A 14,818-nucleotide genomic window follows, 5' to 3' on the forward strand; every position below is an offset into this window, starting at 1 on the left:
CGTGTGAGTTTTTTTATTTAAATCTGTGGCCAATTAAGTTAATCAGTAAATCAATTATATCATGGTGATCAGTTTTTAAAAAAGATTAAAAACACGGGAATATTTAAAAATCACCATAAAAACATTCAATAGATTCATGAATTTATTGATCATCCATCAAACAAGGCATATCTTTTGTAAGAATTTCTCAACAAACACCGTTTAACATTTAAAAATTTTTAATCATGGCAGAAGTAATTGCACAAGAGAAACAAGGAGGCAAACAAAAGAAAAAAATGATCCAGGTAGACATGACCCCTATGGTAGATCTGGGATTCTTACTCATCACTTTCTTTATGTTCACAACCAATTTTACAAAACCTAACGTAATGGACTTAGGATTACCGGCAAAAGACCATAATCCCAACCCGCTCCCAACTGATCATGTAATCGGAGATCAAAACCAGATTACCTTTATCCTTGGAAAAGACAACCGTGTATTCTATCATCAGAGCAATCAGAAAGATCTGAATACAGGAAATCTTAAAGAAACAGATTTCAGCGGAATCAAAATTTCAAAAATCATTGCTGAAGCTTATAAAAAAGCTCCGGCACCGGACATATTCACCGTTATTGTAAAACCGACGGATGATGCCAATTACAAAAATTTTGTAGACATGCTGGACAACCTTGCTATTTCTAAAAAGGAAAGGTATGGAGTAACAGACATCAAACCCTGGGAAACAAAAGTTTACAAGGAATTAACCCAATAAAAGTCAAGAGCATTAAAAAAATGCTCTTTTTTGTTTACATTTGAAAGGAGAAATAAATCTGTAGTGCCTAACGGCTACACTATTTTTAAACTTCTATAATTTTGAAATCATGCTGAACTTTGAAAGAAAAGGAAACGGAAAAGAAACTTTGGTACTTCTTCATGGATTTATGGAGAATTTATCCATTTGGAGCGACATGGAACATCATCTTTCCAAAGATTTCTCATTGCTCAAAATTGATCTTCCAGGCCATGGACAGTCTGAAATTATCGCAGAGGTTCATACCATGGAACTGATGGCTGAAGAAGTAAAGAAAGTTTTAGATGATCAGCATTTAGAAAAGATTCACCTTTTGGGACATTCAATGGGAGGATACACCTCACTCGCCTTTGCTGAAAAATACCCTGATTCCTTAAAAAGCTTAACTTTATTTTTCTCTACTTATTTTCCGGATGATGAAGAGAAAAAACAGCAGCGCATCAAGAGCTACAGAATTATAAAAGATGCTTTTGCCCATTATGCAAGAGCCGGAGTACCCAATTTATTCAACCCAAATGAAAGAGATATCTTAGAAGGAAAAATAGAAACTGCTCTAGAAACTGCTCTTTCCACTAATAACTTGGGTGCGTTAGCCTGTGTGAAAGGCATGGTAATAAGAACCGACAAAAAACATATACTTGAAAATCTTGAAGCTAAAATATTAGTATTGGCCGGAAAACACGATAATGCCGTAAAAACAGATATGATGATCAAACATCTTCCGGACAGAACAAATATTAAATCTTATATTCTGGATTGCGGACACAACGGACATTGGGAAAAACCAGGTATCTGTGCAGAAATTATCAATACGGAACTTCTTCATAATCTTCCCAAAAAACTGATTTTATAACAATCGCTTCCCGATTAATTAAAGTCATGTTTAATAAAAAATCCTGTATATTAGTAGAGGATAATTTTGGCAATGGCTTTATTCTCATTCAAAAAAAAGAAACTACCGGCACCACCGGTTATCGGACTTACACTTTCAGGCGGAGGAATGCGTGGGATTGCTCATATTGCTGTACTGAAAGCTCTGGAAGAATACAACCTTAAGCCGCATATTATTTCCGGTACCAGTGCCGGCTCTATCATTGGTGCATTTTATTCTTTTGGAAAAACTCCTGATGAGATGATGGAGATTGTAAGACAGACTTCTTTCTTCTCCAGATCATCTTTAAAATTATCAAAAAATGGGATTTTCAGCTCCAATTTTATTGTAAAACTATTTAAAGATTATTTCCCGGAAGACAATTTCAGTATTTTAGGGATCCCCTTATATGTAGCTGCTACTGAAATGACCCATGGTATTGTAGACTTCTTTTCTGAAGGAGAGCTTTTTGGCCCGTTACTGGCTTCTTCCAGTGTTCCTTTTATTCTTCCGCCGGTAAGGATAGGCGAGAAAATCTACGTGGATGGTGGTGTTCTGGACAACCTCCCTATTGAGCCGATCATGGACAAATGTAATTTTCTGATTGCGTCTCATGTGAATTCCATCAGTTACGATGAATTACAAAAAATGAGCCTGATGAAAGAATTTGACCGAATTCTTCACCTAGCCATTGCAAAGTCTGTGTATTCAAAAGCGAAATACTGTAATATCTTTCTGGATCCTCCCAAAATGACAAAATACAGTCTTTTCAATAAGCGGTATATGGATGAAATGTTTCAGCAAGTGTATGAATACACCTGTCAGGAGCTTGAAGAAAAAGGATTTCTTAAATCGTCCGGAAATTTTAGCTAAACGAAATTAACAGGCTATTTTACCTCTTTACAATCTTTCGTCCTTTACTTTCTCTTTAAAGCTCTCTATAGTTCCGGCTAAAGAATCCAACGATTTCCCCCCAGCTGCATTAATATGCCCGCCACCATTAAAGTATTTTCTTGAGAACTGATTAACATCCACATCATCCTTACTTCTGAATGATATTTTAACGAAGTCTTCATACAGGTCTTCCATAAAGAATGCAGACATTCTTACCCCGGCAATACTCAGTCCATAATTGACAAAACCTTCTGTATCTCCTTTCTGGAAACCATATTCTTTCAGTTCATTCCTGGTAAGGCTTAAGATAGCTACTGTTCCATCATTCACTACTTCTATCCTTCCAAGAACCAGGGCAAGCAGATGCAGACGGGAAACGGTATTGGTATCCCAGGTATTGGATGTGATCATGGCAGGGTCTGCACCCTTTTCAATCAGATTAGCAATAATCCTGTGGGTAGTAGCACTGGTTGAACGAAAACGGAAACCTCCGGTATCTGTCATAATTCCGGTATAAAGACATTCTGCTATATCCTGATTCACCAGTTTTTCATCATCCATCGCTTCAATGAAATGATAAATCATCTGTGAAGTCGCCGGAATTACCGTATCTGAATACACGAAATCAAACTGTTCCGGCTGCTGATGGTGATCAATTAAAATTTTCTTTCCCGGAGCTTTTATCAGCCAGTCTCCCAATAATCCGATCCTTGACGGAGAATTAAAATCCAGGCAGAAAATAACATCTGCCCCAGCAATCATATCAGATGCCAGCTTTCTTTTGTACTCGGCAATAATTACTTTTTTAGACTCCGGCATCCACTTGAGAAATTTCGGAAAATCATTTGGGACGATAACCTCTGCATGAATTCCTTTTGCTTTCAGATAATGTTTCAATCCCAGGCTTGAACCAATAGCATCTCCATCCGGATTATAGTGGGTAAGGATAACGATTCTACGCTCTTCGGTAAGTAATGTATTGATATCTAAAAGTTCTGCTGGTGTAAACATCCGGTGTTTATTTTCGTTAAAATTAAAGTTTTCAAAGATAGAGCTTTTATATAAATCATTTAAATATTATTTTTGTACCCGAAAACGGTTTTCTCATCGGGGTTTGAAAATGCCTTACTGAAAAACATCACATTTAATTTTAAAAAAAGATAATTAAAATTTGTAACTTATAAAATTTTATATATCTTTGCAACCTGAAAATTAATAGATTAATTACGATTTAAACATATAGTAATGAGTAAAAGAACATTCCAGCCATCAGAAAGAAAGAGAAGAAACAAACACGGTTTCAGAGAAAGAATGTCTACGCCAAATGGAAGAAGAGTTTTGGCTGCGAGAAGAGCTAAAGGCAGAAAGAGATTAACTGTAAGTGCTGCACGCGCTAAGAGATAATTTCTACATTATCATATACAAAACATGCTTGAGAAGTTTCTTTTCAGGCATTTTTTGTTGTTAAAATTTACTAAAATTTAGGCCGCATCAACATCTTTTTTCTATTTTTAGAAGTTGAAATATTTTTATAAGAAACAGCCTTTAAAATTAAATTATGCCACATACCAATATCTCCGGAGATAATATTATAAGTTTACAGCACGCAAAGATTGCGCAAAAAAACTTCACTGTTCTTTCTGATGTAAATCTTAACATTAAAAAAGGTAGATTCTGCTATCTTATCGGAAAAACAGGTTCCGGAAAAAGTTCCCTTCTGAAAACGCTCTACGGACACATCCCACTAGCATCAGGACACGGAGCAGTTGTAGGATTTGACCTGGCAAAGCTAAAGCCTTCCGACATTCCAAACCTGAGAAGAAAATTAGGAATTGTATTTCAGGATTTCCAGCTGCTTTCCGACAGAACAGTTGAAAAAAACCTAAAATTTGTTCTGGAAGCAACAGGCTGGAATGATAAAGTAAAAATGGAAGACCGCATCAATGAGGTTTTGGGAAGCGTGAACATGAAAAGCAAAAAGCACAAGATGCCTCACGAGCTTTCAGGAGGAGAGCAGCAGCGTATTGCCATTGCAAGAGCTCTTCTTAATCACCCTGATCTTATCCTGGCAGATGAGCCGACAGGAAACCTCGACCCTGAGACGTCCAACGAGATTATGACATTATTGAAGCAGGTTGCCCTTGAAAACGGCGCTGCTGTAGTAATGGCAACACACGATTACCACATGATTCAAAACTTCCCTGGTGAAGCTATCAGATGTGAAGACGGAAAAGTTTCTGTATTGGATACGTCTGAGTTATTCGAATAAGAATAAAAAAATAAGAAGATTAGAAATAACTAAAATCTAATTTCTAACTTCTCTACTTAAAAACATGAAACTCTCTGGTGAGTTCAAGATATTGGTCCGAGTATTGTCTCGGACTTTTTTCTATAATAAATTCAGAATCATCAAGCTCTTTCTTTTGTAATGAAAATTCCAGTATCAGTCTTTTGATCTTTGAATTTTCGATTCCTTTTATCCTTATTCTCCGGTTTAGGAACAACCCATTTTCCTTCCCAATGGAAACAAAAAGTTCTCCCACATCAGCGGGAATGATCACTGAAAAAATTCCGTTTTCAGATAAAAGCCGGGATGCTTTGGATATTAGCTGTACAAAGTTCAGTTCTATAGTCTGACGCGCAATTTTATCTTTTTCAGACCCCGATTCTTCAAAATAAGGAGGGTTGGAGACAATAAGATCAAACTGATCATTTGTTTCAAAAGTTTTAAAATCCTGATGGCTATTTTTCAGTCTCCCACGAAAAGGAGAATTCTCAAAATTGAATTGGGTCAGCTCTGCAGCATTTTCATTAATATCTAATCCTAAAAACTCAGCCTGCAGATTTCTTTGTGCCAACATAAGAGAAATTAATCCTGTACCCGTTCCAACTTCCAGAACACCGGAAGCATATTCAACATCAGCCAGAGCACCAAGCAGAACACCATCTGTTCCTACCCGAAAGACGTCTTTAGACTGCTGAATTTCAAATTGCTTAAATGTAAAAGGCTTCACTATAAATTGGTAGGCAGTGTAATAATGAATGTAGACCCCTTCCCTACTTCTGATTTCACAGAGATCTCACCTTTGTAATCTTCAATCATCTTTCTTACCATAGATAACCCAAGACCCATTCCACTATTTTTAGAGGTAAAATTAGGCTCAAAGATTCTTTCGTACATATTCTCAGGAATGCCTATCCCGTTATCCTGAACAGAGATCATGACCCTTCTCTGATGCTGCTCTACATCCACATTGATGATCAGTTTTCTCTGGTCACTTTCTGCCTGTTTTGCATTGGTAACAAGGTTGGTTATGATTCTGGATAGATAAATCCTGTCCATATTGATCATAATATTGCTCTTATTGGCATGCATAAAGATACTGTCATCATTAAATACGCGGAGAATATCTTCGACTTCGGTATTCAGATTGATCACTTCATTGTTTTTTTCAGGAAGTTTCGCAAATTCTGAAAAAGCAGAAGCCACCGTGGCAATCAGATCAATCTGATCTACGATAGTTTTACTCATCTGTTTTACTTTTTCTTTAATATTCGGATCTTCCGGATCAAATTTTCTTTCAAAATTCTGAATAGTCAGTTTCATTGGCGTCAATGGGTTTTTTACCTCATGTGCCACCTGTTTGGCCATTTCCCTCCAGGCTTCTTCTGAGGCTTTAAACCTAAGCCTTTCCTTTTGGTCCTGAATCTGCAGAATCATTCTGTTATAAGCTCTTGCCAAAGCATTAAGCTCATCATTTTTATAGTATCTGATAGGACGCATTTCATTTTCAAACAATGTAATACGGGTAATCATATCAGAAAATTTTGTAATCGTTTTTGCAAGACTGTTGGATGTAACCCAACTGATCCATATGCTAAACAAGATCAGGAAAATATCAACTAAAAGAATATATTTTACATACTGATGAAGAACATCCAGATAAGCAGACTCATTATGATATAAAGGAATATAAACAATACCAATCGGTTCAAGCTCATTGTTTTTCAGCAAAAGATAAGAAGAAGTCAGCTTAGCATCCTTAGCAGCATCATATCTTGTCAAATCAATTCTTGCATCAGTAGAAAGAATTTTATTAATGATATCAATAGAAATGGTTTTCTGCTCTATTAAACTTTCATCCTTATTGGAAAGTAAATAGTTTCCTTTCAGATCATAAATAACAATATCATGCTGATTGATATCCGCTATTTCAAAAATTTTATTTCCTAAAACTGTTGGAAGATCTTTTGTTTCTACCAATGTACGGCTTACTGCATAGTCCAGATACCGCATTACAGCATTGGTCTTCTCCTGCATATCGATATTACTTTGCTGCATGGAGTTATTCCTTAAAACAAAATAAGGAACAAGCGAAGTGGCAACGACACTTAAGAAGCAGACCAGCAGGAATCCGAAAAACACCCGGTTCCTTAAGCTATATCCTTTATACTTATTAATTGACATTCTACTTTTTAATTAACCTAGCAATATACTTACCAATGATGTCAAATTCCAGGTTTACTTGATCTCCAATCTTCAAATGCTTCATATTAGTAAATTCCCAGGTGTAAGGAATAATAGCTACGGAGAACTGAGCATCTTCACTTTTAGCGACAGTAAGACTGATTCCGTTCACGGTAATGGATCCTTGCGGCACGGTTACAAAACTTCCGTCATTTTCATATTTCATGGTAATAAAATAACTTCCATCCTTATTCTCAATGCTTACCACTTCACCGGTTTTATCAACATGTCCCTGAACAATATGTCCGTCCAACCTTCCATCCATCTTCATACAACGCTCGAGATTCACGACAGTACCCAATTCCCATTTTCCAAGATTTGTTTTTTCAAGCGTTTCATTAATGGCGGTTACCACATATTGGCTCTCTTTTATCTCAACCACCGTAAGACAACAACCGTTATGGGCCAGGCTCTGGTCAATTTTCAATTCGTTTGTAAAAGGACATGTCAGCGTAAAATCTATATTGCTTCCTTTTTCTTCAATCTTCTCAATAACACCAACTGCTTCAATAATTCCTGTGAACATATTATTTTTTGCTAAATTTGTAAATTATAATCTTCAAAGATAATCAAAATGAGCCCAAAAAACCATAAAGTACGAGTAGGAATTTCAATCGGTGATTTCAACGGCATCGGCCCGGAGATCATTATGAAGTCTCTGAAAGACAAAACTATTACAGATTTCTTTACACCTGTAATTTTTGGTTCGGGAAAACTATTCACTTATCAGAAAAATATTTTCAAGCTGAATCTTAATTTCAATTATGTAAATGAAGCTTCACAGGCCCAGGCAGGAAAATTGAACATGGTGAACCTTACCAAAGAAAACGTAAATGTTGAGTTGGGAGTTCCCACAGAAGAATCTACGAAAATGGCCATTGATTCTTTGGAAGCCGCTACTGAAGCTTTGATGAGAGGAGATATCGACGTATTGGTAACCGCTCCCATCAACAAAGATGAGATGGTGAAAATGGGCTTTAAACATGCCGGACACACAGGGTATTTTGAAGAGAAATTCAATAAAAAAGGACTCATGTTCCTTGTCACTGAAGATCTCAAAGTAGCCGTTTCCACGCATCATATTCCTATTGCTCATGTAGCTGAAAATATTTCCAAAGAAAAAATAAAGAAACAGATCAGGGTTTTAAACCAGACACTTATTGAAGATTTCTGTATTCAAAAACCTAAGATCGCTGTGCTGGGGCTGAATCCTCATTCAGGAGACGGAGGAATTATCGGGACCGAAGAAATTGAAATCATCAGCCCGGCGATCAAAGAGCTTTCCGACAATGGAATACTGGCTTTCGGACCTTTTCCTGCAGACAGTTTCTTCCAACCGAACAAATACAGAAACTTTGACGCTGTTTTAGCAATGTATCATGATCAGGGACTGGCACCTTTCAAAACATTAGCATATGAAGAAGGAGTGAATTATACAGCGGGGCTGCCTTTTATCAGAACTTCTCCTGATCACGGAGTTGCTTATGATATTGCAGGAAAAAATATTGCTGACGAACAGAGCTTTACGGAAGCAATCTTCACTGCTATTAAGGTTTTTAAAAACAGAAGTGAACACGCCGAACTGATGAATGATCGCCTCCAGCCGAGAAAAATAGCTGTAGACAATGGAATAGATGAAGATCTGCCAGAGGAAACTGAAGCATAAATCTTTAAAACAAATTTTAAATTAATTTGTTTCAGATTTTATTTGTTATTATAAAAAAAATGCATATTTTTGCACACTCATTTTATGGACAAGTTAAGAAACTATGACGTAAGCTTTTCCGGACTTAAAAACGGAAGACACGAGTTCAAGTTTGAGATAGATAAAACGTTCTTTCAATTATTTGACACTGAGCAGGAATTTACGGATCCAAGAATAGAAGTGAATGTATTACTTGATAAACACACTACTTTTCTGGAGTTTGAAATTAAAATTAAAGGATTGGTCGAGTTAATTTGCGACATTACAAATGAAAACTTTGACTACCCTATTGAGAATGAAATCAAAATTCTGGTGAATTTCGGTGAAGAATATGATGACAGCAATGAAGATGTCATTACCATTCCGACCGGAGAGCATGCTTTCAATGTAGCACATTTGATTTATGAAAATGTAATGCTTTCTATCCCGATGAAAAAAATTTCACCGAATGTAAGTGATGACGATCTTAAAATTCTTGATCAGTTCAGTCCTAAAGATATTGAGGTAACTGAAGAAGAAGAACATGAAAGTGACCCTAGATGGGATGCTTTAAGAAAATTAAAAGACAATAATTAAATAGAATAATTTAAATATGATGAGATGATGAATCTCATCGCTCATCAATTAAAAAAGTTATTAGAAAATGGCACATCCAAAGAGAAGACAGTCGTCTACAAGAAGAGATAAGAGAAGAACTCACTACAAAGCTGTAGTTCCTCAATTAGCTAAAGATGCAACAACAGGAGAGCTTCACCTATACCACAGAGCTCACTGGCATGAAGGAAAACTTTACTACAGAGGTAAAGTAGTATTGGAAAAAGAAGTAGCTGCTACTGAAGAAAACTAAGAGTCGCTTTTCGCTGAAAAAGCCTCATTTTAATACAAAAACCGCCTAATTTTGATAAAATTTGGCGGTTTTTTGTTGTTTTTTACGTTTTTTTGGTATCTTTGGCATCAAATCAAATATCAAATTTATGGACATTAAAGACATACAAAATCTTATCAAGTTTGTATCTAAGGCTGAAGTTTCAGAAGTGAAGTACAAAACTAAAGATTTCGAAATCACTATTAAAACTCCATTAGCTGGAAGCGATGCTGTTTACGCACAGCCTGCAGTATACCATACTGCTCCGCAGGCGGTAGCTGCTCCGGCACCTGTTGCAACTCCTGCTGCTCCTGTTGCTGAAAAAGCTGAAGCTGCATCTGATGACAGCAAATATGTAACGATCAAATCTCCAATGATCGGTACTTTCTATAGAAAACCATCTCCTGATAAAGACGTATTTGTAAATGTAGGTGACGAAGTTTCTGTTGGTAAAGTAGTTTGTGTTATTGAAGCCATGAAGCTGTTCAACCAGATTGAATCTGAAATCAGCGGAAAAATCGTTAAAATTTTAGTTGACGACGCGACTCCTGTAGAGTATGACCAACCATTATTCTTAGTAGATCCATCTTAATTAAATATTGATTAATGATGATTGATGATTGATTATAAAATCAATTTCAAATTTCAAATTTTCAAATTTCAAATCGTATTAAGATGTTCAAAAAAATATTAATAGCCAATCGTGGCGAAATTGCAATGCGTATTTTACGTACTTGTAAAGAAATGGGGATCAAAACTGTTGCCGTATATTCTACTGCTGATAAAGACAGTCTTCATGTAAGATTTGCTGATGAAGCGGTATGTATTGGTCCTGCAATGAGTAAAGACTCATATCTTAAAATCCCTAACATTATTGCTGCTGCGGAAATTACCAATGCGGATGCCATTCACCCAGGTTACGGATTCTTATCTGAAAACGCCAACTTCTCAAGAATCTGCCAGAAAAACGGTATCAAATTCATTGGGGCTTCTCCTGAACAGATTGAAAAAATGGGAGATAAAGCGAATGCCAAGGCTACCATGAAAGCAGCTGGTGTGCCATGTGTACCAGGTTCTGACGGATTAATTGAATCTTATGAACATGCTGTAAAAATCGCTGAAGAAACCGGATATCCTGTAATGATCAAGGCTACTGCAGGAGGTGGGGGAAAAGGGATGAGAGCTGTCTGGAAAGCCGAAGACCTTAAAGACCATTGGGAATCTGCAATTCAGGAAGCTGTAGCTGCCTTTGGAAACGGAGGTATGTACATGGAAAAACTGATTGAAGAGCCAAGACACATTGAAATTCAGGTTGCCGGAGATCAATATGGTAAAGCATGCCACCTTTCAGAAAGAGACTGCTCTGTACAGAGAAGAAACCAGAAATTAACGGAAGAAACCCCATCTCCTTTCATGACAGATGAACTTCGTGAGAAAATGGGGGAAGCCGCTGTAAAAGCAGCAGAATTCATTGGATATGAAGGGGTGGGAACAATCGAATTCCTTGTAGACAAGCACAGAAATTTCTATTTCATGGAAATGAATACAAGAATCCAGGTAGAGCACCCTATTACCGAGCAGGTAATTGATTATGACCTGATCAGAGAACAAATTCTTCTTGCTGCCGGAACTCCTATTTCAGGAATCAACTATTACCCTAAACTGCATTCCATCGAATGTAGAATCAACGCAGAAGACCCTTACGCAGACTTCAGACCGTCCCCAGGAAAAATCACAGGATTAAATATCCCTGGCGGGCACGGGATCAGAGTAGATACTCATGTGTATTCCGGATATACTATTCCTTCCAATTATGACTCCATGATCGCTAAGCTGATCACTACGGCTCAGACCCGTGAAGAAGCTATCGCAAAAATGAGACGTGCGCTTGAGGAATTCTATATTGAAGGAGTAAAAACAACAATTCCTTTCCACAGACAATTGATGGATAATGAAGATTATCTTTCAGGAAACTATACTACAAAATTCATGGAAGATTTTGTAATGGATAGAAAGTATGATAATCACTAAGATTATTGTAAAATAAAAATTGAAACTGCCTCCTTCCGAGGCAGTTTTTTTCTTCAGGTTATCATATAGAATCTTTCACGAAAGACTTAAAAGGCACACTAAGACAATCCTCTCCGATTGTTAATAAAAATTAATAGATAAGTAAAAAATAAAATTCGGATATTATAAAGATATAATACCTATAACAATCTATTGGCAAAGAAAATATTTTCTTATACGGTATTATTCCGCGTTAAAATCTACTTCTATTTGATCCCAAAACGACATTGGATATTTGTTTAAGCATATCATTAATATTGCGTAAATTTGTTGAAAACCAAAATATATGTCAACAGCAGAACAAACAAAAAACTCACAGTATTTTATTGACCTTGAAGACAAACATGGAGCACATAACTATCATCCACTTCCAGTAGTTCTGGACCGAGGAGAAGGTGTTTTCGTTTGGGATGTAGAAGGCAAAAGGTACTATGATTTTCTTTCAGCGTATTCTGCTGTAAACCAAGGGCACTCTCATCCAAAAATCGTAGGAGCGCTTGTAGAGCAGGCACAAAAGCTGGCTTTAACATCAAGAGCTTTCTACAACTCCAAACTGGGAGAGTATGAACAGAAAATTACAGCGCTTTTTGGATTTGATAAAGTTTTACCTATGAACTCTGGGGCTGAAGCAGTGGAAACAGCAGTAAAATTAGCCAGAAAATGGAGTTATGAAGTAAAAGGAATTTCGGAGAACGCTGCAAAAATAATCGTTTGCGAAAACAATTTCCATGGAAGAACAACCACTATTGTTTCTTTCTCTAACGATCCGGATGCTAACCAAAATTACGGGCCTTTTACCCCAGGATTTATCAGGATTCCTTACAATGATATTGCAGCCTTAGAAGAAGTACTACACAGAGAAGCCGGAAATATTGCTGCTTTTCTTGTAGAACCAATCCAGGGAGAAGCCGGAGTATATGTTCCAGATGAAAACTTTCTGAAAAATGCTTCTGAGCTGTGTAAAAAACACAATGTGCTTTTCATCGCCGATGAAGTTCAGACCGGTATTGCAAGAACGGGAAGACTGATTGCATGTCACCACGAAGACGTTCAGCCCGATATTTTAATTTTAGGGAAAGCCCTTTCAGGAGGAATGTATCCGGTATCAGCAGTTTTGGCCAATGATCATATCATGAATGTAATCAAGCCGGGCCAACATGGTTCTACATTCGGAGGGAATCCGATTGCATGTGCAGTAGCAGTAGCAGCACTCGATGTGGTAGCTGATGAAAAACTGTCTGAAAGAGCAGAAGAATTAGGAAACCTGTTCCGGGCCGAAATTGAAAAACTGATTGGAAAAACAGACCTTATTACCAAAGTGAGAGGAAAAGGACTTTTAAATGCGATCCTGATCAATGACTCCCCTGAAAGTTCTACCGCATGGAATCTTTGTCTTCAATTAAAAGAAAATGGATTACTTGCAAAGCCCACTCACGGTAATATCATCAGACTGGCTCCGCCATTGGTCATTACTGAAGAGCAATTATTGGACTGTGTGAAGATTATAGAAAAGACTATTCTTGAGTTTAGATAAAAATGGCTCTCTCCCTTGCAATCATTACTTATAATGAAGAAGAAAATATTGTAAGACTTTTAGATTCAATAGCAGATATTGCTGATGAAATCATTATTGTCGATAGTTTTTCAACAGATAAGACCAAAGAATTCTGCACTCAAAAATATCCTGAAGTAAAGTTCTTTGAGAAAAAATTCAATGGGTATGGTGAACAAAAAAACCATGCCCTTAATTTATGCTCTCATGAATGGATTCTTTTTCTGGATGCTGATGAAGTTCCTGATGAAGACATGAAAAGATCCATAAAAAAGATTGTTTTTTCGGAAAATACGGAATTCAATGTTTATATGGCCAAATTCAGTAACCATCTTGGGATACACCTGATCAAGCATGGAGGGTGGGGAAATGTATATCGTGACAGGCTTTTCAAAAAACAGTATGCCCGATATTCTGATGACAAGGTACATGAATTTTTGATTACCGATCAGAAATCCGGCCTTTTGGAAGGAAAGCTTGACCATTATACTTACAAAAGTATTCACCATCATGTATCAAAAATCAATAAATATTCTGATATGATGGCGGAAAAGATGTTTGAAAGAGGAAAAAAAATCAACAGGTTCAAAATCATTGTCAGTCCTGTTTTTGAATTTATTAAAGTATTTATTTTCAAACTGGGTTTTCTGGATGGATTCCCCGGATTTTATATCGCCAAAACAATGTCCTATTATACCTTTTTGAAATATATCAAACTGCGTGAAAAAATAAGACTGTCTGAATTGAAAAAACACGGTAAATAGCATGATCCTATACCTGATTCCTGTTGTATTGGCGGCATTTATCGCTGTGTATTTCCGTCTATACCTTTTTATGTTTCCACATAACAGACTGGTTATTCTCATGTATCACCAGATTGAAAAAGAAAGCCATGAAGACCTTACAGTCAGCTTAAAAAATCTTGAGCAGCAGTTTTCTTATCTAAACCATAAAAAATATACTCCACATTTTTTTTCAGAGCTTAATACTCCATCAAAAAAGAATATTATCATCACCTTTGATGACGGATATCGAAATAATCTTGAATACCTGCCTGCCTTACTTGAAAAGTATGACCTGAAGGCTACTATATTTATTCCAACAGGCTTTATTGAAAAAGGATATAAAAACTACCCTATGATGACCTTTGATGAAATCAGAAGCCTTGATAAAAAATATTTTGAGATTGCCCTTCACAGCCACGCTCATGAAAATCTTAAAAATGGATCTCCTGATTTTATAGAAAAAGACCTAAAAAAGAATATGGAAATTCTTGATGCCCAAAACATACAGTATTCAAGGGTTCTGGCCTATCCGTACGGTAAATATCCCAATAAAAATAAAGAAAAACATGCTTTTTTTTCTATTTTGAAAAAAATAGGAATTGATTTTGCAGTAAGAATTGGTAATAAAGTGAATTATTACCCTACGCAGTATCCATACGAGCTGTGTAGAATTGATATAAAAGGCAAAGATTCGATCATAAAATTCAAATTAAAACTTATCTTTGGAAGATTAAAACTATTTTAAAAAACAATTTTA

General features: G+C 36.5%; 17 protein-coding genes. 13 read left to right on the forward strand and 4 right to left on the reverse strand.

The features are described 5' to 3' along the window. Positions 1–224 precede the first annotated feature (224 nt). The 3 genes from CRS_RS18620 to CRS_RS18630 all read left to right on the forward strand — a co-directional run bounded on the left by CRS_RS18620 (position 225) and on the right by CRS_RS18630 (position 2,535). Entirely contained in the window at positions 225–752 is a 528-nt protein-coding gene (locus tag CRS_RS18620) for a biopolymer transporter ExbD (RefSeq protein WP_142725473.1), read from the forward strand. Positions 753–861: 109 nt separating this feature from the next. After that, a complete protein-coding gene (locus CRS_RS18625; protein ID WP_142725474.1) occupies positions 862–1,644 on the forward strand; it encodes an alpha/beta fold hydrolase in 783 nt (260 codons plus the stop codon). A gap of 72 nt (positions 1,645–1,716) precedes the next feature. Beyond that, positions 1,717–2,535, forward strand: coding sequence for a patatin-like phospholipase family protein (locus CRS_RS18630; protein WP_142725475.1), 819 nt, complete (start codon positions 1,717–1,719; stop codon positions 2,533–2,535). A 27-nt stretch (positions 2,536–2,562) separates the two neighbouring features. Here CRS_RS18630 and CRS_RS18635 read toward each other — a convergent pair whose 3' ends face one another. Then, positions 2,563–3,567 carry a bifunctional oligoribonuclease/PAP phosphatase NrnA gene (locus CRS_RS18635; protein WP_142725476.1) on the reverse strand — a complete coding sequence of 335 codons (1,005 nt, stop codon included), beginning with the start codon at positions 3,565–3,567 and terminating at the stop codon, positions 2,563–2,565. A 234-nt stretch (positions 3,568–3,801) separates the two neighbouring features. On the opposite strand from CRS_RS18635, the gene rpmH reads away from it, so the two are divergent. Both rpmH and CRS_RS18645 read left to right on the forward strand, forming a co-directional pair. Next, the gene (gene rpmH, locus CRS_RS18640; protein ID WP_002976260.1) at positions 3,802–3,960 is read left to right on the forward strand and encodes a 50S ribosomal protein L34; all 159 of its coding nucleotides are present in this window, start codon (positions 3,802–3,804) and stop codon (positions 3,958–3,960) included. A gap of 154 nt (positions 3,961–4,114) precedes the next feature. Further along, a complete protein-coding gene (locus tag CRS_RS18645) occupies positions 4,115–4,825 on the forward strand; it encodes a cell division ATP-binding protein FtsE (RefSeq protein ID WP_076594903.1) in 711 nt (236 codons plus the stop codon). Positions 4,826–4,877: 52 nt separating this feature from the next. On the opposite strand, the gene CRS_RS18650 is transcribed toward CRS_RS18645, so the two are convergent. Genes CRS_RS18650 through CRS_RS18660 form a run of 3 tightly spaced genes read right to left on the reverse strand, consistent with a single transcriptional unit; the run spans position 4,878 to position 7,610 of the window. Then, a complete protein-coding gene (locus tag CRS_RS18650) occupies positions 4,878–5,570 on the reverse strand; it encodes a tRNA1(Val) (adenine(37)-N6)-methyltransferase (protein WP_142725477.1) in 693 nt (230 codons plus the stop codon). After that, positions 5,570–7,024 carry a HAMP domain-containing sensor histidine kinase gene (locus CRS_RS18655; protein WP_142725478.1) on the reverse strand — a complete coding sequence of 485 codons (1,455 nt, stop codon included), beginning with the start codon at positions 7,022–7,024 and terminating at the stop codon, positions 5,570–5,572. Before CRS_RS18655 ends, CRS_RS18650 begins: the two co-directional genes overlap by 1 nt. Before the next feature lies 1 nt (position 7,025). After that, positions 7,026–7,610: a riboflavin synthase gene (locus tag CRS_RS18660; protein WP_142725479.1), complete on the reverse strand. Its 585-nt coding sequence runs from the start codon at positions 7,608–7,610 to the stop codon at positions 7,026–7,028. Positions 7,611–7,658: 48 nt separating this feature from the next. Here CRS_RS18660 and pdxA point away from each other — a divergent pair, with 48 nt between their 5' ends. The 8 genes from pdxA (at position 7,659) to CRS_RS18700 (ending at position 14,806) form a co-directional block, all read left to right on the forward strand. Then, on the forward strand, positions 7,659–8,750 hold the full coding sequence (pdxA, locus tag CRS_RS18665; protein ID WP_142725480.1) for a 4-hydroxythreonine-4-phosphate dehydrogenase PdxA: 1,092 nt from the start codon (positions 7,659–7,661) through the stop codon (positions 8,748–8,750). Between the two features lie 84 nt (positions 8,751–8,834). Then, the gene (locus CRS_RS18670) at positions 8,835–9,365 is read left to right on the forward strand and encodes a DUF177 domain-containing protein (protein ID WP_142725481.1); all 531 of its coding nucleotides are present in this window, start codon (positions 8,835–8,837) and stop codon (positions 9,363–9,365) included. Positions 9,366–9,432: 67 nt separating this feature from the next. After that, complete coding sequence (gene rpmF, locus CRS_RS18675) at positions 9,433–9,636, forward strand: 50S ribosomal protein L32 (RefSeq protein WP_002976251.1); 204 nt, start codon at positions 9,433–9,435, stop codon at positions 9,634–9,636. A gap of 127 nt (positions 9,637–9,763) precedes the next feature. Next, positions 9,764–10,246 carry an acetyl-CoA carboxylase biotin carboxyl carrier protein gene (gene accB, locus CRS_RS18680; RefSeq protein ID WP_034692974.1) on the forward strand — a complete coding sequence of 161 codons (483 nt, stop codon included), beginning with the start codon at positions 9,764–9,766 and terminating at the stop codon, positions 10,244–10,246. Positions 10,247–10,329: 83 nt separating this feature from the next. Next, positions 10,330–11,685, forward strand: a complete 1,356-nt coding sequence (accC, locus tag CRS_RS18685) for an acetyl-CoA carboxylase biotin carboxylase subunit (protein ID WP_142725482.1) — start codon at positions 10,330–10,332, stop codon at positions 11,683–11,685. A gap of 325 nt (positions 11,686–12,010) precedes the next feature. After that, a complete protein-coding gene (gene rocD / locus CRS_RS18690) occupies positions 12,011–13,258 on the forward strand; it encodes an ornithine--oxo-acid transaminase (protein WP_142725483.1) in 1,248 nt (415 codons plus the stop codon). Positions 13,259–13,260: 2 nt separating this feature from the next. Continuing rightward, a complete protein-coding gene (locus tag CRS_RS18695; protein WP_142725484.1) occupies positions 13,261–14,040 on the forward strand; it encodes a glycosyltransferase family 2 protein in 780 nt (259 codons plus the stop codon). Between the two features lies 1 nt (position 14,041). Continuing rightward, positions 14,042–14,806 carry a polysaccharide deacetylase family protein gene (locus tag CRS_RS18700; protein WP_142725485.1) on the forward strand — a complete coding sequence of 255 codons (765 nt, stop codon included), beginning with the start codon at positions 14,042–14,044 and terminating at the stop codon, positions 14,804–14,806. The last annotated feature ends 12 nt before the right edge of the window (positions 14,807–14,818 follow it).

Origin of the sequence: Chryseobacterium sp. ON_d1 (genome assembly GCF_006829085.1) — a bacterium.
GTDB lineage: Bacteria > Bacteroidota > Bacteroidia > Flavobacteriales > Weeksellaceae > Chryseobacterium.